The organism is Actinopolymorpha pittospori (assembly GCF_014873875.1).
Taxonomy (GTDB): domain Bacteria; phylum Actinomycetota; class Actinomycetes; order Propionibacteriales; family Actinopolymorphaceae; genus Actinopolymorpha; species Actinopolymorpha pittospori.
The window spans coordinates 10,048,106-10,069,899 of sequence record NZ_JADBEM010000001.1; the positions used below are offsets into that span (position 1 = coordinate 10,048,106).

Sequence of the window (21,794 nt, forward strand, 5' to 3'; positions counted from 1 at the left end):
TTCAGCCTCCCATGTTGAGGAGCAGGTTGGACAGGATGCCGAACACCACGGCGTCGGTGCGGGTGGCCGTGCCGCCGGTGAAGGACCCGTCGGCCTTCTGCTTGACCAGGGTCCTCGAAACGTAGCGGGAGACGTCGAGGGAGAGATTCAGGCCGTACACCGACGCGTAGCCCTCCGTCGGAACCATGCCGGTGCGGGCGTGGTTGGCCATCCAGCTGAACCCCCGGCCGGCTGTGGCGACCCAGTCATCACGTCCCCGCATTCCGCCGTACTCGAAGAGACCGGTGTAAGAGATGTTGGCATATCCGCCTGAGTGAGGAGACGGCTCGTACCACGAATACGGGATCGAGCCATCATCACGGACCTTAGTCGCAAGGTTGGCGGCGATCGCGTCACCGTATGTCAACAAGCGCTTGTCGCCGGTTTCGACATACAGCCCCTTCATGAACGACAGGGCGGCGCCGTCGATGTTGTAGATCTCCACCGAGCTGTTGCGGACAGCCGGTAGGACCGCGTGGGCAGCGACCCGCGGGTCGTCGGGCTCCAGGACGGGCCGCAGGTCGCAGTAGGGAATGCTGCCGCGGGTGTGGTTGGCGTCGAGCCACTGGAAGCCGTTGGGGCCGTGCAGAAGGTAGTTCATGGCGCGGGCGGAGGCGGCGAGGTAGCGGCTGTCGCCGTAGACCTTGAAGCCGTCCAGCAGCGCGCTCCCGGCGGCGATCGTCACCACGGCGAGCGGGTCGCCCGCCCGGTGGGAGTCGGCGCCGCCCGGATAGTGCAGGCGGGTGTTGAAGTGGCCGGTGTGCGCGCCGAAGGGCCAGGGCAGCCCGAAGCCGCCGTCGCTGTGCTGGTTCTTCACGAGCCACTCCAGGCCCTGCCGGGCGCGTGCCTCGTAGGTCGCGTCGGAGGAGGACTGGGCGCGGTAGAGGTAGCCCTGGGTGATGACGGCGATCGCCTGTGGGTCCTCGCGGAGCTGGCCCGGCCAGTACGGGTGCGCGATCGCCCAGCCACCGTCGGGGAGCCGGCGGCCGTCGAGGTACTTCCCCAGCTGGTTGACGGCGGTGAGGATCGCCTGCCGGTCAGGCAGCTCGAACGCGCCGCTCGAGCCGTCGGAGAAGTTCTGTGCGGCCACGAACACCGGGAAGCTCGCACCCGCCACCGGGTCGCCCAGGGTGGCCCGCGGGAACCCGGTGCCGGGCGTGGGCGTGAAACGTCCGCCGGTGATGTGGATGGTGGCCGGCTGGCCGGGTGGTACGACGATCGTCTTGGTGTCGGCCTGGTACTTCGCCGAACCGGCGAGGGCGTAGGCGAGCCGGTCGCCGTCCTGGGACTCGAGGCGCGCCGACCCGCGGACGGCGAGGTGCTGCCCGAACGCGTCGATGGTGCCGATGTGGACGCCGCCCGGCGTCGGTGTCGTGACCTGCAGGGTCAGGGTGTCGCTCGACTCGCCGCGGCGGACGCCGGTGCCTCCCCACACCTCGAGGATCGGGCTGTCGCGGGCCTTCACACCGTCCAGCCAGACCGTCCGGCCAGGTCCCTGCACCGTGATCTCGATCGCGACCGACCTGGTGCCCATCGGCGAGTCCGCCTTGGCGGAGACTCCACCCCAGGCCCAGGGCTCCGGCTCGCCGTCCCGCTCGCTCTGGGAGCCGACGAGTTTGTTCTGGGCGTCGTAGAAGAGCAGTCGGACCGACTCGCCGCCCGCGGCCGCGCTGGAGGAGCGTCGCCACACTGTCGCGACGTAGGTGCGCTGCGGCTGGGCCGGCATCCGGGCGCTGCGCAGGGTGTAGACGTCCCGTTCGTTCGGAACCGAGACCTGCAGGGCGTGGTTGCCGCCGTGCGCGACCTCCGAGCTGAGGGTCGCGCTCGCCGCGCCGGAGGTTTCGCAGGCCCAGCGTGCCGGGCAGGTACCCGCGAGAGGCTCCTCGAAGCTCGGGTTGCTCGGCTGCATCGGTGGCGCCGACGGCGGCACGGTCGGCAGCGCACGTGACTCGGCGGTCGCTGAGCCGTCCGGGCCACCCGCCTCCATCGGCGCGGGTTCGAACGACTGCTGCAGCCTGGACGCGTCGGCGCAGGCGCTGGCGAGCAGGCCGAACAGGACGGTCAGGCAGACGAGCGTCGTACGCACGGACAGCCGACCCACACCTCCACACCGGAAGGCGCGGGGCCGGCGCAGCCATCTCGCCTGGCCAGAGCGCACCTGCGAAGCAGCTCCCTCCCGACTGGCGGCATCGGCTCGACGCCTGGGCCCCTACTTCCGGACGACGTCGTCGAGAAGCTGCTCCAGGCGTGCAGCCATCACGGTACGTGAGGCGTGCTCCTCCACATAATCGCGACCATGCGCGCCCATCGTCGCGCGCTCGTCCACGGACCGGTCCGCGAGGTTGCGGATCGCCGCCGCCAGGCTGGGGAGCGACGACTCGCCGGAAGGGGGCGAGCCCTGCACGGCACAGCCCGCGGCGATGAGCCGTTGCTCCAGCTCACCGCCGACGTTGGTGATGACGGGCAGACGCGCGGCCATGTAGTCGTAGAGCTTGTTGGGGCTCATCGCCTCCTTGAACAGCTCGGCCTGGGCGAGGGTGTGCAGGCCGGCGTCGCACCCGGCGAAGACGTCGGCCAGTTTCTCCTTGGGCACGGCGTCGAGGAAGCGCACGTTGTCGATGCGTTCCTCCCGTGCCCTGGCCACCAGCCGAGCCTTGTCCAGACCGTCTCCGACCAGCAGGAACGTGCAGTCGGTGAGCTGTTTCGCGGAGTCGAGGATCAGGTCGAGCCCGTTGGCGGGCCCGTGGGCGCCCGCGTAGACGGCGACGAACCCGTCCACCCCGAGCTGGGCGCGGGCCTTGTCCCGGGTCAGCTTGGGAGTGAAGTCGTCGGGCTCGGCGCCGTTGGTGATAAGGATCACCTTCTCGGCGGGGACGCCGAACGACGCGAAGTGGCGTTCCCAGCCCGCCGCCACGGCCACGATCCGGTCGGCGGAGCGGTACAGGAACCGCTCCAGCCCCACCAGGACGCGGTGCAGGTGGGACCCTTCGGCGAGGTAGCCGAGTTCGACCATCGACCGCGGCCACAGGTCACGCACCTCGAGGACCAGCGGGGCCCGCCGTACCTTCGCGAGTACCCAGCCCGCCAGCGGGGTCAGCAGGTGCGGTGAGGACGCGTAGACCACGTCGGGGCGGGGCCGCCGGAACCCGACCGAGAGCGCCGCCACGGCGTAGGTCGCCCAGTTGAGCATCCGGCCGACGCCGTTGGAGGCGTAGCTCGGCACCGGCACCGTCACGAAGTCCGGTGAGGTGCTCTCGAACTTCTGCTGGGTGTTGTTGTTGCGGTTGCCGGCCACGATGAGGTGCGACCAGCCCGAAAGCCGCCCGAACAGCTCGACGTGCCTGGTCCCACCCCCCTGGGACCGGGGCAGCGCGAAGTGGTTGAGGACGAGGACACGTCGGGTGCGTCCATGGGTCATGGCTGTCGTTCGCTCCCTGAGTTCTCTGGACGAGCGGCCGGCATGGGGCTGGTGCCGTCAGGACTCTCCGCGGGCGCCGGGACCGACGGCGGACCGGCCGGGTGGGGCAGGTCGCCGTCGCCGGCAGGGTCCGGGGCCACGGGTTGCCGGCCGCCCCGATGTCGGGGCTGCAGCGGGGGCGGGCGTTTCGGCTGCCCGTCGCCCAAGGGCATGAGGTAGACGAGGACCATCGCGAGCAGCATGCCGTGGGTGAGGAAGACCGTCAGCATCGCGGTGTTGGACAGGCTGAACGCCGACTGGGCCAACGCCCCGATCGCGAGGCCGGTCGGAAGACCGCGGGCCACGCTGTCGACGAAGAGCAGGACGAGCGCCAGGATGCCGGTGAACGCGAAGACGCCGATCAACCCGAAGTTGGCGTAGGCGTCGGCCCAGATGTTGGCGTTGGCGCTGGTCTCGGGGTTGCCGTAGTAGACCTGACCGATGAGGAACGCGGGTGACAGGTCGTACGGATAGTCGACCCAGCGGGCCAGCAGACCGTAGCCGAGGTGCGCCTTCGGGTTGTCCAGGAAGAACTCGAAGTGGTACTTCGTGTTGATGGCGGTGGTCAGCACCAGCCGGCGGACCAGGATCGAGGACAGGCTGAACCCGTTGGTGACGAAGTCGTAGGTCGTCACCGCGAAGACCCCGCAGCCGACCAGCGCGGCCACGCGGTAGCCGAGCCGGCGGATGTCGGTCGTCTTGACCAGGATCACCACGCCGGCGACCAGGATCGAGGAGAACAGCAGCTGCTTGAAGCCGGTGATCGAGACGAGGAACAGTTCGGTCGCCACGCCGAGGAGCGCCCAGCTCCACCGCCTGGTCATCAGGCCGCGGGCGATCGCGATCGGGGCGACGACGTTCCCGAGCCAGGGAATGGCGTACCGCGCGAACTTCGGCACCTGGTCGAAGGACTCCCGGTAGGTGTCGCGGATGGCGTAGATCTCCGACAGCGAGACGAGTCGGAACTGCAGTCCGTAGTAGCCGACGACGACGGCGAGCAGGCCGAGCCAGACCAGGCAGTATGCCGGCCAGTACAGGCGGGGGGAGATCACCGGGCGCGGGAGTGAGGCCAACGGCACCGAGTAGATGCCGCCCAGCAGCCAGAACGCCAGCGCGACGCCGCCGACCATCAGCCAGACCGGTGTGGACAGGTCGGTCGTGAACACGGGCAGCACGTGGATCGGCGCGACCACGACCAGGAACAGCATCCAGTAGACGATCGCGGACGGGCGCTCCCACGACGCCGGCAGCCGCCGCGCGCACAGCACGTAGGTCGGGATCATCACCAGCGCGACGAGCGGGTTGGGTGGGACCTTCTCGAACCCGAGGTAGGCGAACGGCGGAGCGATCACGAAGTAGTGGCAGACCGCGAGCCCGACGGCGTAGACGGCGAGCCAGATGACGCCGTTACGTCCGATGCGCGGAGCGTCCGGCGGTGCTTGACGTCTAGGCACGGCGGAGGACCCACCAGACCAGCGCGAGGACACCCCCATAGGAGAACACGAGGACGCCCGCGTAGGCAGCGACCCCGGCCAGATCGGAACCTCCCAGTGCGAAGACGAGCCAGGGCGCGCCGATCACGAGGGCCAGCCGGACGACCTCCCAGACCAGGGCGAGGCCCTGGCGTTCGACGAGGTTGAAGACGTTGGAGATGGGGCTCGCCACGAACTGTGCGAGGAACGCCACGGCCAGCACCTGCGCGTACTGCCCTGCCCGCTCCCACTGCCCACCGAACACCCAGCCGAACACCCATGGCCCGATGACGGACAGCAGGACCGCCGGTGCGAGTCCGAGGAGGGCGAGGCGGCGGACGGCGAGCCAGGTGAGCCGCGGCAGTTCGCCGGTCGCTCCCCGCTGGGCGCTCGCTCCCCGGCCCAGGAAGACCTGCGCCACCGCCTGCCCGACCACCGTGACCGGCACCGCGAGCAGCCGGGTCGTGAACGCGAGGTAGCCGGTGGGGTTCTGGCCGTAGGTGAGGGTGAAGACGAGGTACGGCGCGTACTGGCCGGCGTTGTTGAGCAGCGCGGCCCAGGTGGTCAGCAGGGGGAACCTGCGGAAGTGCGAGACCGCCGCGACCATCTCACCCGCCGTCACGCGGGTGCGAGGCTCGCCGGCGGCGCGGGGGAACAGGCCGTTGCGGGCGATCGAGACCAGCCCCGCGGCCCGACCGATGCTCATGCCGAGCAGGAGACCGAGGGGACGCGTGCCGGCCAGGCCGAGGCCGATCTGGGCGGCGGCCGTACCGACGCCCTGGACGGCGTTTCGACCGGCGATGTCGCGGTAGCGCTCGGCGCGGACGAGGACGGCACTGACCAGCTGGAACACCGCGATCGCCGCCACCGTCAGCGGCACCAGCCACCACGACGAGCGTAGGTCGACCAGGGTGGTCCCGACCGCCCACAGTCCGGCCGTGGCGAGTCCGAGGAGCCAGACGAGCACGGCCACCACGACGGTGCCGAACAGCCCGGCGCGCAGCACCGCCCTGGTCTCCCGAACGTCGCGGGCCAGGGGGATGGCGAGTTCCAGTCGCAGGCTCGCGAGGACGGCACCCATCGAGACGACGCCGGTGAAGATCTGCAGGAGCGCGAAGTCGGCTGGGGTGTAGAGCCGGGACAGCAGCGGCGAGGCGATGGCGAGCAGGCCCTGTCCGAGGACGGTGCCGAGGACGATCTCGACGACACCGCGACGGGCACCAGCCCGGGCCGGCCGTTCCGCCCGGGTGGTGCCGGCGGCCCGCGACGCCGTCCGTCTCACGTGGCTCATCTAGTCCTGGCGGCCGCGATCTCGCGGGGAAGCAGACTGTCGTAGAGGGCGAGGAGGGTCCGGGCCTCCGGCTCCCAGGAGTACTTCTCGTGGACGGCCTTCCGGCCGCGTTCACCCATCGCCGCGGCCTCCTTCGGGTCGCCGAGCAGCCGCGAGACGGCCTCCGCGGCGGCCTGGCCGTCCTCCGGCGGCACGGTCACGCCCGCGCCGGCGTCGTCGAGGATCCCCTTCCACAGGGGGAAGTGGGAGGCGACCACCGGCAGCCCCTCGGCCATGTACTCGAACATCTTCGTCGGGAGGTTCTTCTTGTACGCCTCCGGACCGATCTGCAGGATCAGCCCGACCCGTGCTTCGCTGACGAGGCGGCGAGCCTCGGCGGGCTTCTTGACGCCGACGTAGTCGATCACGTCGGCGAGTCCGGGATCGGAGAGCCGCGCCTCGAGCTCGGGCGGCATGAACGGGCCGATGAGGGTGAACTTCTCCCCGTGCCGCGCTCCCGCGACGCGGGCCACCTCGAGCATGCTCGCGAGCCCGCGCAGATCGGAGAGGCCTCCGACGTAGACCATGCCGCGCGGCCGCTCGTCGTAGGGGATGTCCGGGTGGCTCTCGGCGGAGACGTCGTCGTAGAGGATCGGGAAGTTGTTGACCACGACGAGTCGCTTCGCCCCGGCGTAGACGCCCTCGACCAGCGGTGACGCGGCGACCACGGCGCTCATGCCACGTCCGGCGACGCGCACCAGCACTTCGGTGATCCGCGCGACGAGTGGTCGCAGCGGAGCGGGTATCCAGTGCTTCGCCATGATCTGCGACGGGAGGGGTTCGTGGGCGTCGAAGACGACCTGGCGTCCGCGGGCCCGTAGCGCCAGGCCGAGCGGGATCAGCTCAGGGTCGTGGAAGTGGTAGACGTCGGCGCGGTGGGCGAGCAGAGGTGCCCACAGGCTCCAGACGCCGACCGTCATCCGGGCCGCGCGGGAGCGGGGCTCGGGCACCGGACGTACGCTGACGCCCGCCTCGTCGTAGGGCTGGTCGGTGCGGGCGTAGAGCACCACGTCGTAGCCGGCCGCGGCGAGTGAACGACACTGCTTGTGGAAGATCCGGATGTCGGTGGACCGGTGCACGATCGACACGTGCACCGCCTTGGGTCGCCTGGCCGTGGCGGGTGTCGGTGCGGAGCTGGCGGTCATTCCCTCATCCATGTGGTGGCTGCACATTCGTCGGACTCTGGAGGGGCCGGCCGTCGCGCTCGTCGAACACCGTCGGTCGCGGCGACCAGGCTCGGGCGTCAGTTGGAGGACTGCACGTCAGAGGAGATGTGTGGGTCACCGTCGGCGCAGACTAACAGGTCATCCCGGGCCTGCCCGAGTATGTCGGCGTACTCCACCTCTCCCGGCGCGAGCCGTGGCACCGCCACGTGTGAGATGAGTGGATGGAACGGTCGTTCGTCGACCTCCTCCTCGCCGAGCAGTTCCTCGTGCAGCTTCTCCCCCGGACGCATGCCGGTGAACACGACCTCGACGTCGGCGTCGGCCATCTCGATCAGCTGCCGGGCGACGTCGACGATGCGCACCGGCTCACCCATGTCGAGCACCAGCGCCTCGCCGCCCCGGCCGATGGCCGCGGCCTGGATGACGAGTTGGACCGCCTCCGGGATCGTCATGAAGTAGCGCGACACCTCCGGGTGGGTGACCGTCACCGGCCCGCCGGCGGCGATCTGCCTGGTGAACGCCGTGAGCACCGAGCCGCGGCTGCCGAGCACGTTGCCGAACCGCACGCTCAGGAAGTTGCCCTGCACGGAGTGGGCGTAGTGGGCGGTCAGGCGCTCGGCGAGCCGCTTGGTGCGGCCGAGAACGCTGATCGGGTTGGCGGCCTTGTCGGTCGAGATGTTGACGAAGCGTTCGACGCCGACCTTCGCGGCCGCCTCGAGGACATGGGTGGTCCCGAGCACGTTGGTCTTGTACCCCTCCTCGGGGTACTGCTCGAGCATCGGCAGGTGCTTGAGTGCCGCCGCGTGGAAGACGACCTCGGGCTGGCGTTCCTCGAAGATCGACATGACCCGGTCGTTGTCGCGGATGTCGGCGAGGATGACGGCGTCGGTGTCGAGCAGGGCGCGTCCCTCGATCGAGAGCTGGACGCCATGCAACGCGGACTCGTCGCGGTCGAGCATCATGAGTTCGGCGGGCTCGAACCGCGAGATCTGCCGGCACAGCTCGGCGCCGATCGAGCCGCCGGCGCCGGTGACGAGCACCCGCTTGCCGGTGAGATAGCCGGCGATCGCCTGGATGTCGGTGTCGATCTGGTGCCGGCCGAGGAGGTCGGAGACGTCGATGTCGCGGACGTCGCGGATGGAGATGTGGCCGGGCGCGAGGAGTTCGGACAGCTCCGGAAGCACCTTGACCTCGAGTCCGCGGCGGCGTCCCTCCACGGCGACCTCGCGGTAGAGCGAGGCCCGTCCGCTGGGTACGGCGACCACGAGCACCTCGGCGCCGAGCCTGCGGGCCACCTCGACGAGGTCGTGCCGGGTGCCGCAGACCCGAACCCCGCTGATCCGCAGGTGACGCTTGCCGGGATCGTCGTCGAGCAGCCCGACCGGGAGATAGGGGCTCGCCGGGTCGGTCATCATCGACCGGATCAGCTGGTGGCCGCCGTCGCCGGCGCCGAAGACGAGGGTGCGGGCGCCCTCCCGGGGACGCGCCGTCCCTTCGAGCAGGCCGCGGATCATCGCGCGGGTCGTCACCATGCCGAGCACCGCGGCGGCGGTGCCACCGAACGGCACGCTCAGCGGCACGAGCCTGCTCGGATGAACCGCGAGGTCGAGGATGAGCAGCGACGCGCCGACCACGAGTCCGACCGCGGCGATCATCACCGCCTCGTCGAAGCTCGCCGTGCGGTATCCGCCCTGATAGAGCTTGACGAGAAAACCGACCGCGAGTTGCAGGACGCAGGCCAGCACGGTCACCACGAGCAGGCCCCGGGTGTCGATACGGTCGAGGTCCCCGTCATAGCGGAAGAGCGTCGCGAGGCCGAGGGAAAGTACCCACGCCACGACGTCGTTGACCGTCAGTCCTGCCCTAGCCCACGGCACGCTCGGTAACGAGCCGACGCCGCGCTGCGACACGAGACCGCCCCTTCCATGGGATATCTGCAATAGTCTGTCCGGCTTTGGGCGAGACGTTACCCGAGATTGCTGCGAGGCTTGTCACACATGCAGCATGTCCGGCATGCCAGACTCGTGGCGCCCGACGAGTTGGCGAACCAGCAGGAAGGTTGCTCCCTGTGGAGCTGCGCGAGTACCTCGGAGTGATCCGCAAGCAGTGGATGATCCTGGTGTTGTGCGCCACCCTGACGGTGGCGATCGCGGCGATCATGGTGCTGCGCACGACCCCGACCTACGCGTCCAAGGCCACCCTGTTCGTGACCGTCACACCGACGGACGACTCGGCCGTGAGCGCCTACCAGGGCAGCCTCTTCTCCCAGCAGCGGGCCCGGTCCTACGCCGACCTCGTGCGCGGTGAGGCCATCACGCGCGGGGTCATCGAGGAGCTCGGCCTGTCGATGTCGCCCGCGACGCTCGGCAGCAAGATCTCCGCCCGGGTCCTTCCCGAGACCGTCCTGTTGGAGATCACGGTCACCGACACCGACCCCGCGCGCGCCCAGCAACTCACCAGCGCCGTGTCCGCGCAGTTCGCCACCTTCGTCAAGGAGCTCGAGCGGCCCAACGCGCAGTCGGCCTCGCCGATCAAGGCGACGGTCATCGACGCGCCGACCCTGCCCGCCAAACCCGTCGCCCCCCAGCCCAGCCGTACCCTCACCCTCGGGCTGCTCGCCGGCCTGGTCCTCGGCGTCGCCATCGCGATCCTGCGTGAGGTGCTCGACACGAGCGTGAAGACGGCGGAGGCGCTGACCGCGCGGACGGGTGCGCCCAACCTCGGCGTCATCTCCCACGACGCCGAGGCACAGGCCAATCCACTGGTCGTCCATCTGGAACCGCGCTCACCTCGGGCCGAAGCGTTCCGGCAGCTGCGCACCAACCTGCAGTTCATCGACGTCGACCGGCACCCGAAACGCATCGTCATCACCAGCTCGGTGCCCTCGGAGGGCAAGACCACCACCACCTGCAACCTCGGCCTGACACTCGCGCAGGCGGGCCAGCGAGTGGTGCTGGTCGAGGGCGACATCCGCCGACCGAAGCTCGCGGAGTACCTCGGGGTCGAGAGCGCGGTCGGCCTGACCAGTGTCCTGATCGGCCGGATCGCGCCCGAGGACGCGCTGCAGCCCTGGGGCGACATCCCACTCGACATCCTCGCCAGCGGGCCGCTGCCACCCAACCCCAGCGAGCTGCTCCAGTCGCGGGCGATGGAGCTGCTGTTGCGGGAGCTCGAACGCCGCGCCGACGTCATCCTCATCGATGCGCCACCGCTGCTGCCGGTCACCGACGCCGCGCTGCTGGCGCGGATGTCCGACGGAGCGGTCATCGTCGTACGACACGGAAAGACCAGCACCGACCAGATCGAGACCGCCGTCGGCAACCTCACGAAGGTCGACGCCCGGCTCCTCGGCACGGTGCTCAACATGGCACCGGCGAAGGGGCCGGACGCGATGACCTACGGCTACGGCTACGGCTACACCCCCGAGGGTGGCCGCCGGCGTTCGACGTCCCGGGACGGTGTGGGGGTTCGCGCCAGCGCACCGACCCGGTGAGGCGGAGCGGAGCGGCTCAGCCGCGAGCCCGCACCGCCCAGGTCGCACCGCCGTCCGCGCTGAACCACACCGTGGCCCCCTGGGCGAGGTAGGCGCGGGAAGCGTCCGCGGAGATGTCCGGGAGTGCTGACTGCGCGCTCTTCACGCACGCGCGTCGCGTCCACGTCTCCCCGCCGTCGACCGTACGCAGGATCGCCACGCCGGCACACGACCTGTCGCCGACGGCGGCCGCGAGGCCGGTCTGGCTGTCCACGAAGTCGAGGTCGTCGGCACCGGCCGCGGTCCCCCGCTGCTCCCAGCTCTCCCCGGCGTCGCTGGTGGCGAGCACCGTGCCCTTCGCGCACAGGGCGAACACCTGGCTGTTGGTGAGCGTGCTGAACCCGGTGACGACGCCGCCGCCCGCACACGGCACCTCCACGTCGCCCTCGGGCGCGTGGAGACTGGCCGCCGCCTTCGCGACCCGGTGCCAACTTCCCGCGGACCCGTCCGACTGACTCCAGGTACCGCCGCCGTTGGTCGTCTGGTACGTCGACAGCGCGCCGCACTTCGCGTCGGACGCGATCACCGTCGTCCTGTCGATGTTGGAGGCGGCGACCCGCAGGATGACCTGCGCGCCCGGGACACTGGTGCGGGCGAAGGTCTCGCCGCCGTCGCGCGACAACTCGACCGTCCCGCCGCCCCTGCCGCAGGTGCCGGTCCGGGCTCGGGCGACCGCGTCGCCGGAGCCGATGTCGACGACGACCCGCGCGGCGTACTGCGTCGGTGTCGGCCGGGTGGTCGGGCGCCCCGCGGGTCCCTCCCGGGACGTCGAGGTGGGAAGCGGTGTGGCCACGACGTCGGTCAGGTCAGGCGACCCACCGCGTACATGGCGCACCGCCATCGCCACCAACACCGCATCGACCACGACCATGGCCGCCAGCCCGGCGATCGCCACTTTGCCCGTTCGCGCCATGTGGTCCTCCTTGCCCGCGATGTCGGAAGCCGACACCTCATCCGGGTGTGCTCAGGAGCGACGCCCACCGTAGCCGTCCTGGACGTCGTCACCGTATGGACGAGGCGACCGGCAGGTGGCGACCCGAACAGGCTGTTGGAGCGGTATGGGGACCCGTTAGCCTGACGGCCGTCCCGGCGGCCATCCCGGTTCGGCACACGACACCCTCTCCAACGACCGAGCGGCCGCGAAGCAACGACTCCAAGGGGTGCCCCGGACCGTGGCACGCGTCATGCTCGTCTACGGAACGCGACCCGAAGCCATCAAGATGGCTCCCGTCGTCAAGGCTCTCGCCGCGTCGACCGCGATCGAACCGATCGTCGCGGTGACCGGGCAGCACCGGGAGATGCTCGACCAGGTGCACGCACTGTTCGGCATCGAACCCGACCACGACCTCGCCATTCTCACCCACCGGCAGACGCTGGCCGAGGTGACGACGCGGGCACTGTCCGGGCTCGACCCGCTGGTCCGTGACGTGGCACCAGACGCGGTGGTCGTCCAGGGCGACACGACCACGACGTTCGCCGGTGCGCTCGCGGCGTTCTACCAGCAGGTCCCGGTGGTCCATCTCGAGGCGGGTCTGCGCACGGCCGACCGCTACGCGCCGTTCCCGGAGGAGATCAACCGCCGGCTCACCACCGAACTCGCCACCCTGCACCTCGCGCCGACCTCGACCAACCGGGCTCACCTGGAGGCGGCGGGCGTGCCCCGGACGTCGGTCGTGGTCACCGGAAACACCGTCATCGACGCGTTGTTCGAGGTCGCGGGGCGCGAACACCCCTACTCCGACGCCCGCCTCGAACGCCTCACCTCGGCTGCTGCCGCCGCTTCCCGCCGCGTCGTCGTCGTCACGACCCACCGCCGCGAGTCGTGGGGCGAGCCGATGCGGGAGGCGGTCCGGGCCGTCGCCGAGGTCGCCGCCGCGCACCGCGACGTCGACTTCGTGTTCCCCGTCCACCGCAACCCGGTGGTGCGGGAGGTGGTGGAGGCCGAGCTCGCCGACGAGCCGAACGTCCTGCTCACCGAGCCGCTGTCCTACGCCGAGTTCGCCCGGCTGTTGGGCGCCTGCCACTTCGTCGTCACCGACTCCGGTGGCGTCCAGGAGGAGGCGCCGAGCCTCGGCAAGCCCGTCCTCGTCCTCCGCGACAACACCGAGCGTCCCGAGGCGGTCACCGCCGGGACCGTCCGCCTGGTCGGCACCCGGCGTTCCGTGGTCCGCGAGGCGATGCTCGAACTGCTCGACGACGAACGCGCCTACGCCGGGATGGCCGCCGCGGTCAATCCGTACGGCGACGGCAAGGCCGCCGAACGCAGCGTGGCCGCCATCGAGGAGCTGCTCGGCCTCGGCCTGCGACTGCCCGACTTCCCCGGCGCCTGATTCACCGCACCTGATTTCCCGGCGCCTGACGTCCTGGGGTCTGGCCCGCGAGCAGGGTGCCTGGTCAGGGCCGTTGTCGCCAGCGGCCACGGGTGTCGACGACCGCCGCGGCCGCCAGCCGGGCGGGTTCGATCGCGGTGAACGCGTCGTGGTCGACCAGCAGGGCGAGCACCCCGGCCTGGTCCAGCGCCTCCGCCGCCGTGACCAGCCGCAGCTGGTCGTGGATCGCCAGGCTCGCGGGCAGCTCGCGCACGTGCGGCTCGACGACCAGCACGGGTACGTCGGTCAGCTCGGCGGCCACCGCCTGGACCACCTCGACGGCGGGGCTCTCCCGCAGGTCGTCGATGTTGGCCTTGAACGCCAGCCCGAAGCAGGCGACCGGCTCGCCCGGACGCGTCCGCGCGGCCGCGACGATCTGGCGTACGACGTGCGCGGGCCGGGCGTCGTTGACCTCCCGGGCGGTGCGCATCAGACGGGCATGTTCCGGCGCGGACGACACGAGGAACCACGGGTCGACGGCGACGCAGTGACCACCCACCCCCGGGCCGGGCGCGAGGATCTGCACCCGGGGATGCCGGTTGGCGAGCTCGATCACCTTCCACACGTCGACGCCGAGCTGGTCGCTGACGAGGGAGAGTTCGTTGGCGAAGGCGATGTTGACGTCGCGGTAGGCGTTCTCGGCGAGCTTGGTCATCTCGGCCGACTCGGCGTCGGTGAGGTGCAGCGCGCCCTGGGTGAAGGTGCGGTAGAGCTCGGCGGCCCGCTGCGCGCAGGCCGGCGTGAGGCCGCCGACGACCCGGTCGTTGGTGACGATCTCCACCATGATCCGGCCGGGGAGTACGCGCTCGGGGCAGTAGGCGACGTGGACGTCGACCACACGGGCCCCTTCGTGGGCGAAGACGAGGTCGGGGCGGAGTTCGGCCAGCCATCGGCTCACCTGGCGCGTCGTTCCCGGCGGCGAGGTCGACTCGAGGACCACCAGCGTGCCGGGACCAAGCCGCGGAGCGATCTCCTCGGCGACCGCACGCACGAACGTGAGGTCGGCCTGCCGGTCCGCCTTGAACGGCGTCGGAACGGCGATGACGTAGGCGTCCGCGACCGGAACCTCCTGGGAGGCGCGCAGCCGCCCCGACGCGACCGCACCCGCGACGGCGCCGGCCAGGTCGGGTTCGACGAAGCGCACCTCACCGCGGTTGACGGCGCGCACGGTGTCGGGGTCGATGTCGACACCACGCACCTCGACACCCTGGGACGCGAGGGCGGCCGCGGTCGGCAGCCCGATGTATCCGAGGCCTACGACGGCCACTTTCCGCACTACTGGGCTCACCGTAGGGCACTTTCGATGTCGGTACGTGGACAAAGGCGAGCGTACCGGCCCGGACCGACGGGGTGGAACGTGCCCGGCTTGGCCGTTTTGCGAAGAGCTGGTGAGCCTCTGGCTCAGCGGGTCCGCTGCGCCCGGACGTGCAGTCCGGCCTCGGGGTCGACGATGACCTCCTGCGCCGCGGCCACACCGTCCGCGAGCAGCGTGGCGTCGACCGCGACGTTGCGGCGGACGAGCGCCATCGCCACCGGCCCCAGGTCGAAGTGGCGGGCCGCGCTGGTCACGAAGCCCACCTCGCGGTCTCCTTCGGTCACGGGCGCGCCGTGGCCGGGGAGTCGGTCGACCGAACCGTCGAGGTGCAAGAAGACGAGCCGGCGCGGCGGCCGGCCGAGGTTGTGGACGCGCGCCACCGTCTCCTGCCCGCGGTAGCAGCCCTTGTCCAGGTGAACGGCGGAGCCGAGCCAGCCGACCTCGTTGGGAATCGTGCGGTGGTCGGTCTCCAACCCCATCCGCGGAACGTGCGCGGCGATACGCAGGGCTTCGTAGGCCCAGACCCCGGCGGGCTCACCGGCGGAGTCGGCGTAGTCCCGAAGCGCTCCCCGTGGCAGGAAGAGTTCGCGGCCGCCCAGCGACTCCGGTCCGGACCGGGACAGCGGGCCGCCGTCGGTGGCCTCGCCCTCCGTCGCGGCGCGTGGTTCCCACACGACCGCGTACTCCTGCGTCAGGTCGGCGACCTCGACCCGCATCAGGAAGCGCATCGAGTCGAAGAACCCCGCCACCTCGGGCGCGCTCCCCGGCTCCACGTGCATCCAGAACGCCTCGCCGTCGTCGACGCCCGCGAGCGCGTGCTCGACGTGACCGTGCGGTGAGAGGACGAGTGCCGCCGCCGAGGTGCCGGGCGCGAGGCGCTCGAAGTCCTGGGTGGTCAGCGCGTGGAGCAGGGACAGCCGGTCCGGGCCGCTCAGCCTGACCACGCCGCGGTGCGACAGGTCGACGAACCCGGCCCGGTCCCGGACCAGGCGGCGCTGCTCGGGCAGCGGCTCGCCGTAGTGGGCGGCGACGCCGGCGTCCGGCGGATCGGCCGACACCGCGCCCGGGTGCTCGAGCAGCGGGCTGGCGTAGGGCTGGGCCTGGGCCGAAGTGGAGGTCACGGGTTCGAGATTACGGCCTCCCCCGCGAGGTCGGTGATGACCGGTGCGGGTGGGAAACGCGGTGGCCGGGGTTTCGCGCAGGGCGGACGCCTCGTCAGCTCTCGGACGAGGCGTTTTTCGCCGCGCCCTCAGCCGAGCATTCGCGACAATCCACGCACTCCCCGAACACGGTGAGGTGGCGTACGTCGGTGTCGAAGGCGTACTGCTCCCGCAGCGTCCGCGCGAGCGACTCGATCATCTGCGGCGGCACCTCGATCACCCGCCCGCAGGTCCGGCACACGAGGTGGGCGTGGTCGGCGGTGCTGGCCGCGTGGTAGGTCGGCGCGCCGTGGCCGAGGTGGGCGTGGCTCACCAGCCGGAGTTCCTCGAGCAGTTCGAGGGTGCGGTAGATCGTCGACATGTTGACGCCGCGCGCCTTCTGGCGGACGGCGTTTAGCACTTCTTCGGGTGTGGCATGCCCGAGGCCCTCGACGGCATCGAGGACCAGCTGACGTTGAGGGGTCAGCCGGTAACCGCGAGCGCGCAGCTCGTCATGCAGCGCGTCGCCGGACGCATCGTCGTTACGCGAATCACCCATCACGCAAAGTCTAGGGCCCGCCGCCCCCGGTACGGCTACTGACGAACGGGGATCCGCGCCGCGAGGCGCCGCGCTCAGCTCGGGAGGTCGGCGCGCTCGAGTTTGGCCCACAGGTGCGACTGCAGGCTGTGGCCCATCGCGGCCATGTCGAAGGTCCACATCAGCGATCCCTCGACCAGGCCGTAGAGGCGCTGACCGCCGGTGTATTCCTTCGCCGTCGTGGTGCGGGCCACCAGGTCCGTCACGATCTCGATCCGGGCGCCCTCGATCTTGCCGTACCACACCTCGGCCACGCCGGTCGGATGCGCGAGGACGACCTCGAGGCCACCGTCGGGCTGGGGACGCCAGAAGCCCGTCTCCATCGCGAGGGGCCGCACCGCGGTGCCTTCCTCGTCGAGCAGCCAGGTGCGACTCGTGTAATAGAGGAAGGCCTTGCCGTCGTGGCTGAAGACCACCTCCTGGCCGAAGGTGAACGGCTCGATGCCCGGGTAGTCACCGTGACCCTTGCCCTCCCAGCGGCCGAGGAGGAACGCCAACTTGACGCAGTCAGGGTGCAGATCGCTCGGGATCTGGTACGGCGCCGGCGCCGGCACGTCGATCAACTCCTGCTCTGAGGTCGGTGGCACCGCGCAGGAGCCGGCGGAGCAGCCTGATACCACCCACACCGACGGCGGTCACGGCGCCGATGAGCACGGCCGCGAACACCCTCTCCCACACGCCGCCGAGTTTATGAGGCCCCTCACCCCACCCGATCGCGGGCCGTCAGCGGGAAGCCGCGGCCGCCGAAGGGCCACACACCGCGTGCTCGGGGCCTGCCCCGAGGTAGGCGTCGGGCAGCCCTGGAACCCCGGATGTACACGCCAGCGGTTAGCGGACAAAATGGACGAGTGCACCAAGCCGTGACGCTCCTCCCGTCTGATCGATCACGGGCGAAGCGCTGCTACGGTCCGCGTACGATATTGCTCGGCAAAGTTAGGTGAGGTTCACCCAGCAAACCGGGTAATGCGCTCCAAAAGACAACCGGCGTGGCCTGTCGCGCGTCATTGGCTACTGAACGACGTCCATGGGACGGGGCTACTCGCCCGCCGCTCACGGGGTACGAGGACACGGGAACGCTATGAGTGATTACCGCACCGACGAGGGGCTGCGCTCCATTCACCTGCGCGACGAGGATGACGAGCCCCCACGCGACCGAACGCCGTCCGGTCATCGCCGAAAGCGGAGGAGTCGGACAAAGACGACTCTGCTGATCCTCTTGTCGCTCGTCCTCATTCTGGGCGGCGGCGTGGTCCTGACCGGATACATGCTGTCGGAGAAGTTCGGCAACCAGGTCTCCCGCGTCCCGGCGTTCTCCCAGCTGCCGGAGGCGGAGCGGCCCAAGAAGCCCGTGGGCAAGGGCGCCGACGCGATCAACATCCTGCTCGCCGGTAGCGACGCTCGTACCGACGACGCCGGGGGCGGCACCACCGGTGCCGGCAAGGGCGACAACTGGGAGGACGGCGGCCAGCGCAGCGACACGATCATGGTCCTGCACATCACCTCCGACCGTAAGTCCGCCTACCTCATCTCCATCCCGCGTGACTCGTGGGTCGCGATTCCCGACCACGGCACCAACAAGATCAACGCGGCCTACTCCTACGGCGGACCGCCGCTCTACATCCAGACCGTGGAGAAGCTCACCGGACTCCGCATCGACCACCTGGCGGTGATCGACTGGACCGGGTTCAAGGCACTCACCGACGCGCTCGGCGGTGTCCAGCTCGACTTCCACCAGTCGACCCGGTTCGCGAGCGGGAAGTACTACGAGGCCGGCCCGCACACGCTGACCGGTGAGGAGGCGCTCGACTACGTGCGCGAGCGCAAGCACCTGCAGAACGGCGACTTCGACCGCATCAACCGTCAGCAGAACTTCCTGCGCGGACTGATGCGCCAGACGCTCTCCGAAGGCACCCTGAGCAACCCGCTGAAGCTCGGGCGGGCACTCGACGCGATCACCCAGAACCTCTCCGTCGACGAGGAGTTCACCACCCGACAGATGCAGACCCTCGCGCTGCAGATGAAGGATCTCCGCGGCAGCAACGTCACCTTCATGACCGCCCCTACCAAGGGAACCGGCATGGAGGGCAGCCAGTCCGTCGTCTACCTCGACAAGGACAAGTGCGACACGCTGTGGGCGGCGATCCGCGGGGACAAGGTGGGCGAGTGGCTCACCGACAACGGCAAGGACAACGTGCTCGGGGAACAGGTTCGCTGAGCGCCTGACTCGACGTACGCGTCCGCCGGTCGACGACCAGGACGCGGAGGAAGGGCCCGGTACCCGTCGTGGGTGCCGGGCCCTTCGTCATAGAGCGGCACCCGGACCCTTCGTCGTGGGTGCCGCGCCACCGTCGTGGGTGCCGCGCCATCGTCGTGGGTGCCGCGCCATCGTCGTGGGTGCCTCCCGTGCTCGCGAGGTGCCGCCGCATCGTCGCGGGGTTCCGCCCCTTGCTCGTGGGGTGCCGCCCCGTCGGCGTGGAGAACCAGGGAAGACGGGGAGACCGCCGGTCGACCGGAGCCGCACACCGCGGGGCCGCGGGGATCCACACCCGCGGCGGACCGGGAATCCGTCCGCCGCGGCGGGGGCCAGAAATGCCACAGCCGGTCCCGCCCCGGTCACGAGGTCCGGGCGGGACCGGCTGGACGGACGTCAGTAGGCGCCGTTGCGTCCGAGGACGGCGCCGACGGTCTTGGCGAGGATCACCAGGTCGGTCGACAGGGACCAGTTCTCCACGTAGTAGAGGTCCAGGCGTACGGAGTCGTCCCAGGAGAGATTGGAGCGACCGGAGACCTGCCAGAGGCCGGTGATGCCGGGCCGGACCAGCAGCCGGCGGCGGACGTCCTCGGCGTAGCGTTCGACCTCGCTCGGCAGCGGCGGCCGCGGGCCGACCAGGCTCATCTCACCGCGTAGGACGTTGAACAGTTGGGGCACCTCGTCCAGGGACAGCTTGCGGATGACCTTGCCCACCCGCGTGATCCGGGGGTCGTTGCGGATCTTGAAGAGAACGCCGTCGTGCTCGTTCGCGGCCTGGAGTTCGGCGAGGCGCTGCTCCGCGTCGACGACCATGGACCTGAACTTGAAGCACGTGAACTCCGTGCCGTGCACCCCGACCCGGGTCTGGCGGAGCAGGACCGGGCCGCCGTCGTCGAGCTTGATGGCCAGCGCGATCACGATCATCAACGGCGTCGCCAGGACGGTGATGACGGCCGCGCCGAGCCGGTCGAAGATGCTCTTGACGATCCGGCGTACGCCCGTGAACTCCGGCTCCTCCACGTGCAGCAGCGGCAGCCCGGCGACCGGACGGTGGTGGATCCGCGGACCGGCCACGTCGGTGAGGCTGGGTACGACGACCAGGTCGACGCCGAGGCCCTCGAGGGACCAGGACAGCCGACGCAGCAGCCGGGACGAGCGTCCGGGCAGCGCGCTCACGACCACGGTGTCGGCACCGGAGCGCTCGACGGCGGAGCGTACGTCGTCGAGGTAGCCGAGGATCGGTAGCTCGTGGTCGGCCACCTCGTCGCCGGGGTCCTTGGACAGGCGGGGCAGGCACGCACCGACCACGGCGAAGCCGTTCTTGGGCTCGCGCCGCATCACCTCGAGGAGTTCGGCGACACCGGCCGGCATGCCGACCAACAGGACACGATGGACCAGGTGCTCGCGCCTGCGCAGCCAGTGCAGCGTCTTGCGGGCACTGAACCTCCCGACCAGCAGGAAGACGGCGCCCACCGGGAACGCGACAGCGAGGAAGCCGCGCGACAACTCGATCTTGCCGAGGTAGCAGAAGATCGAGACGAGGCCGGCGGCCACGACGGTGCTGCTGACGACGAGCTTGAACTCCTCGGCGCCGGAGCCGAACGTGCGGGGCGAGTAGCCACCCCGTACGGCGATGGTGGCGATCCAGACGACGGTCACCACGATGGCGACCGTGGTGTAGGTGACACCGCCGAGGTTGCTCCCGCGCCAGGCGCCGGCGATGTGGGAGCCAACCCCACCGAATCGGTAGATGGCCGCGCCAAGGGTCGCAGCCATGATGAGGAGCGCATCAAGGGCCAGCACCGCGGTGGCGAACAGCGTCATGGCGCGCGCGGGCGCCCCACGGTCCAAGAGCGCCGGTGGCGGCGCTGCCTCCCGCGGCGGTTGCCCGCGACGCGTGTCGTGTTCCTTCAACGTCACCATGTGTGATCTTTTCCGTCGCCCTGAACGCTTTTAGGCGTATTACGTACCACGGGGCCATTGCGTTGCCCCCGATGCCGCACAACTTTGGGAACCACATGGACCAGGGTGGGAGGCTGCCGAAGAGTAGCCATCGCACACCGTAGACCCTATGGTCGTAGCATTCGACGGCAGACCCGGAAAAAAATGCACGAAAGGTGCAAAACGATGAAGCGTAGGGCAGTCGTCACGGGAGGTGCCGGCTTCCTCGGAAGCCACCTCTGCGAGCGCCTACTCGAGGAGGGTTACGAGGTCGTCTGCCTCGACAACTTCCTCACCGGCCGGCCCGAGAACGTCGCGCACCTGATCGAGCACGGCGGCTTCCGGCTGGTCCGGTGCGACGTGAGCGACTACGTGCACGTCGGCGGCCAGGTCGACATGGTTCTGCACTTCGCCTCGCCGGCGTCTCCCATCGACTATCTCCAGCTGCCGATCGACACCCTCAAGGTGGGCTCCATCGGCACGCTGCACGCGCTCGGCCTGGCTCGGGAGAAGTCCGCCCGGTTCGTGCTGGCGTCCACCTCGGAGGTGTACGGCGACCCGCTGGTGCATCCGCAGCCGGAAGAGTATTGGGGCAACGTGAACCCCATCGGTCCGCGCGGCGTCTACGACGAGGCGAAGAGGTTCGCCGAAGCGCTGACCATGGCCTACCGGTCGGCGCACGGACTCGACACCGCGATCGTCCGGATCTTCAACACCTTCGGTCCCCGGCTGCGCCCCAACGACGGACGGGCCATCCCGACCTTCGTCCGCCAGGCGTTGCGGGGCGAGCCGATCACCATCGCCGGCGACGGCAGCCAGACCCGCTCCATCTGTTACGTCGACGACACGGTCGAGGGCATCCTGCGGATGGCGCACGCCGAGCACCCCGGCCCGATGAACCTCGGCAACCCCCACGAGCTGTCCGTCCTCGACCTCGCGCAGTGGATCCGCGATCTGACGGGCTCGACGTCGGAGCTCGTGTTCGTGCCCCGCCCGCAGGACGACCCCCGCGTCCGGCAGCCCGACATCACCCGGGCGCGCGACGTGCTCGGCTGGGAGCCGAAGGTGGCAGTCGAGGAGGGGCTGCGGCGTACGATCGCGTGGTTCCAGGCTCACCCCGAGCTCGTCTGAGCCTCGCCACGTCCTCGCCCGCCACGTCCTCGCTCGTCGGCTCGCGGTGAAGGC

At 70.3% G+C, this 21,794-nt stretch carries 16 protein-coding genes; 4 read left to right on the forward strand and 12 right to left on the reverse strand.

Annotated elements, in window-relative coordinates:
- Nucleotide 1: 1 nt before the first annotated feature.
- The 6 genes from HEB94_RS46465 to HEB94_RS46490 form a co-directional block, all read right to left on the reverse strand.
- Nucleotides 2-2,125, reverse strand: coding sequence for a hypothetical protein (locus HEB94_RS46465; RefSeq protein ID WP_192755750.1), 2,124 nt, complete (start codon nt 2,123-2,125; stop codon nt 2-4).
- Between the two features lie 123 nt (nt 2,126-2,248).
- A complete protein-coding gene (locus tag HEB94_RS46470) occupies nt 2,249-3,457 on the reverse strand; it encodes a glycosyltransferase family 4 protein (protein WP_192755751.1) in 1,209 nt (402 codons plus the stop codon).
- Nucleotides 3,454-4,950 carry an O-antigen polymerase gene (locus HEB94_RS46475; protein WP_192755752.1) on the reverse strand — a complete coding sequence of 499 codons (1,497 nt, stop codon included), beginning with the start codon at nt 4,948-4,950 and terminating at the stop codon, nt 3,454-3,456. Before HEB94_RS46475 ends, HEB94_RS46470 begins: the two co-directional genes overlap by 4 nt.
- The gene (locus HEB94_RS46480) at nt 4,943-6,259 is read right to left on the reverse strand and encodes a lipopolysaccharide biosynthesis protein (protein WP_192755753.1); all 1,317 of its coding nucleotides are present in this window, start codon (nt 6,257-6,259) and stop codon (nt 4,943-4,945) included. The genes HEB94_RS46475 and HEB94_RS46480 overlap by 8 nt, the downstream gene beginning before the upstream one ends.
- On the reverse strand, nt 6,256-7,443 hold the full coding sequence (locus tag HEB94_RS46485; RefSeq protein WP_192755754.1) for a glycosyltransferase family protein: 1,188 nt from the start codon (nt 7,441-7,443) through the stop codon (nt 6,256-6,258). The genes HEB94_RS46480 and HEB94_RS46485 overlap by 4 nt, the downstream gene beginning before the upstream one ends.
- Nucleotides 7,444-7,541: 98 nt before the next feature.
- Nucleotides 7,542-9,374, reverse strand: a complete 1,833-nt coding sequence (locus HEB94_RS46490; RefSeq protein ID WP_192755755.1) for a polysaccharide biosynthesis protein — start codon at nt 9,372-9,374, stop codon at nt 7,542-7,544.
- Nucleotides 9,375-9,532: 158 nt separating this feature from the next.
- On the opposite strand from HEB94_RS46490, the gene HEB94_RS46495 reads away from it, so the two are divergent.
- Nucleotides 9,533-10,957 carry a polysaccharide biosynthesis tyrosine autokinase gene (locus HEB94_RS46495; protein WP_192755756.1) on the forward strand — a complete coding sequence of 475 codons (1,425 nt, stop codon included), beginning with the start codon at nt 9,533-9,535 and terminating at the stop codon, nt 10,955-10,957.
- Between the two features lie 16 nt (nt 10,958-10,973).
- Here HEB94_RS46495 and HEB94_RS46500 read toward each other — a convergent pair whose 3' ends face one another.
- Nucleotides 10,974-11,909 (reverse strand): WD40/YVTN/BNR-like repeat-containing protein, encoded by a 936-nt coding sequence (locus HEB94_RS46500; protein WP_192755757.1) that lies wholly within the window; start codon nt 11,907-11,909, stop codon nt 10,974-10,976.
- Nucleotides 11,910-12,168: 259 nt separating this feature from the next.
- On the opposite strand from HEB94_RS46500, the gene wecB reads away from it, so the two are divergent.
- A complete protein-coding gene (wecB, locus tag HEB94_RS46505) occupies nt 12,169-13,326 on the forward strand; it encodes a non-hydrolyzing UDP-N-acetylglucosamine 2-epimerase (protein ID WP_192755758.1) in 1,158 nt (385 codons plus the stop codon).
- A gap of 64 nt (nt 13,327-13,390) precedes the next feature.
- On the opposite strand, the gene wecC is transcribed toward wecB, so the two are convergent.
- The 4 genes from wecC to HEB94_RS46525 form a co-directional block, all read right to left on the reverse strand.
- Complete coding sequence (gene wecC, locus HEB94_RS46510; RefSeq protein ID WP_337918454.1) at nt 13,391-14,653, reverse strand: UDP-N-acetyl-D-mannosamine dehydrogenase; 1,263 nt, start codon at nt 14,651-14,653, stop codon at nt 13,391-13,393.
- 113 nt (nt 14,654-14,766) lie between these two features.
- Entirely contained in the window at nt 14,767-15,801 is a 1,035-nt protein-coding gene (ygfZ, locus tag HEB94_RS46515) for a CAF17-like 4Fe-4S cluster assembly/insertion protein YgfZ (RefSeq protein WP_337918455.1), read from the reverse strand.
- A gap of 94 nt (nt 15,802-15,895) precedes the next feature.
- Complete coding sequence (locus tag HEB94_RS46520; protein WP_192755759.1) at nt 15,896-16,378, reverse strand: Fur family transcriptional regulator; 483 nt, start codon at nt 16,376-16,378, stop codon at nt 15,896-15,898.
- 74 nt (nt 16,379-16,452) lie between these two features.
- Nucleotides 16,453-17,004: a heme-binding beta-barrel domain-containing protein gene (locus HEB94_RS46525; RefSeq protein WP_337918456.1), complete on the reverse strand. Its 552-nt coding sequence runs from the start codon at nt 17,002-17,004 to the stop codon at nt 16,453-16,455.
- 491 nt (nt 17,005-17,495) lie between these two features.
- Between HEB94_RS46525 and HEB94_RS46530 the strand changes: the two genes are divergently transcribed.
- Nucleotides 17,496-18,632, forward strand: a complete 1,137-nt coding sequence (locus HEB94_RS46530; RefSeq protein WP_192755760.1) for an LCP family protein — start codon at nt 17,496-17,498, stop codon at nt 18,630-18,632.
- Nucleotides 18,633-19,064: 432 nt separating this feature from the next.
- Here HEB94_RS46530 and HEB94_RS46535 read toward each other — a convergent pair whose 3' ends face one another.
- Complete coding sequence (locus HEB94_RS46535) at nt 19,065-20,591, reverse strand: sugar transferase (RefSeq protein WP_192755761.1); 1,527 nt, start codon at nt 20,589-20,591, stop codon at nt 19,065-19,067.
- 204 nt (nt 20,592-20,795) lie between these two features.
- Between HEB94_RS46535 and HEB94_RS46540 the strand changes: the two genes are divergently transcribed.
- A complete protein-coding gene (locus HEB94_RS46540) occupies nt 20,796-21,740 on the forward strand; it encodes a UDP-glucuronic acid decarboxylase family protein (RefSeq protein WP_192755762.1) in 945 nt (314 codons plus the stop codon).
- The last annotated feature ends 54 nt before the right edge of the window (nt 21,741-21,794 follow it).

Coding starts and splice junctions, on each gene's coding strand:
- HEB94_RS46470 (WP_192755751.1), bottom strand. CDS start 3,457: ATGACCCATGGACGCACCCGACGTGTCCTCGTCCTCAACCACTTCGCG.
- HEB94_RS46480 (WP_192755753.1), bottom strand. CDS start 6,259: ATGAGCCACGTGAGACGGACGGCGTCGCGGGCCGCCGGCACCACCCGG.
- HEB94_RS46485 (WP_192755754.1), bottom strand. CDS start 7,443: ATGACCGCCAGCTCCGCACCGACACCCGCCACGGCCAGGCGACCCAAG.
- HEB94_RS46500 (WP_192755757.1), bottom strand. CDS start 11,909: ATGGCGCGAACGGGCAAAGTGGCGATCGCCGGGCTGGCGGCCATGGTC.
- HEB94_RS46520 (WP_192755759.1), bottom strand. CDS start 16,378: ATGGGTGATTCGCGTAACGACGATGCGTCCGGCGACGCGCTGCATGAC.
- HEB94_RS46530 (WP_192755760.1), top strand. CDS start 17,496: ATGAGTGATTACCGCACCGACGAGGGGCTGCGCTCCATTCACCTGCGC.
- HEB94_RS46535 (WP_192755761.1), bottom strand. CDS start 20,591: ATGGTGACGTTGAAGGAACACGACACGCGTCGCGGGCAACCGCCGCGG.
- HEB94_RS46540 (WP_192755762.1), top strand. CDS start 20,796: ATGAAGCGTAGGGCAGTCGTCACGGGAGGTGCCGGCTTCCTCGGAAGC.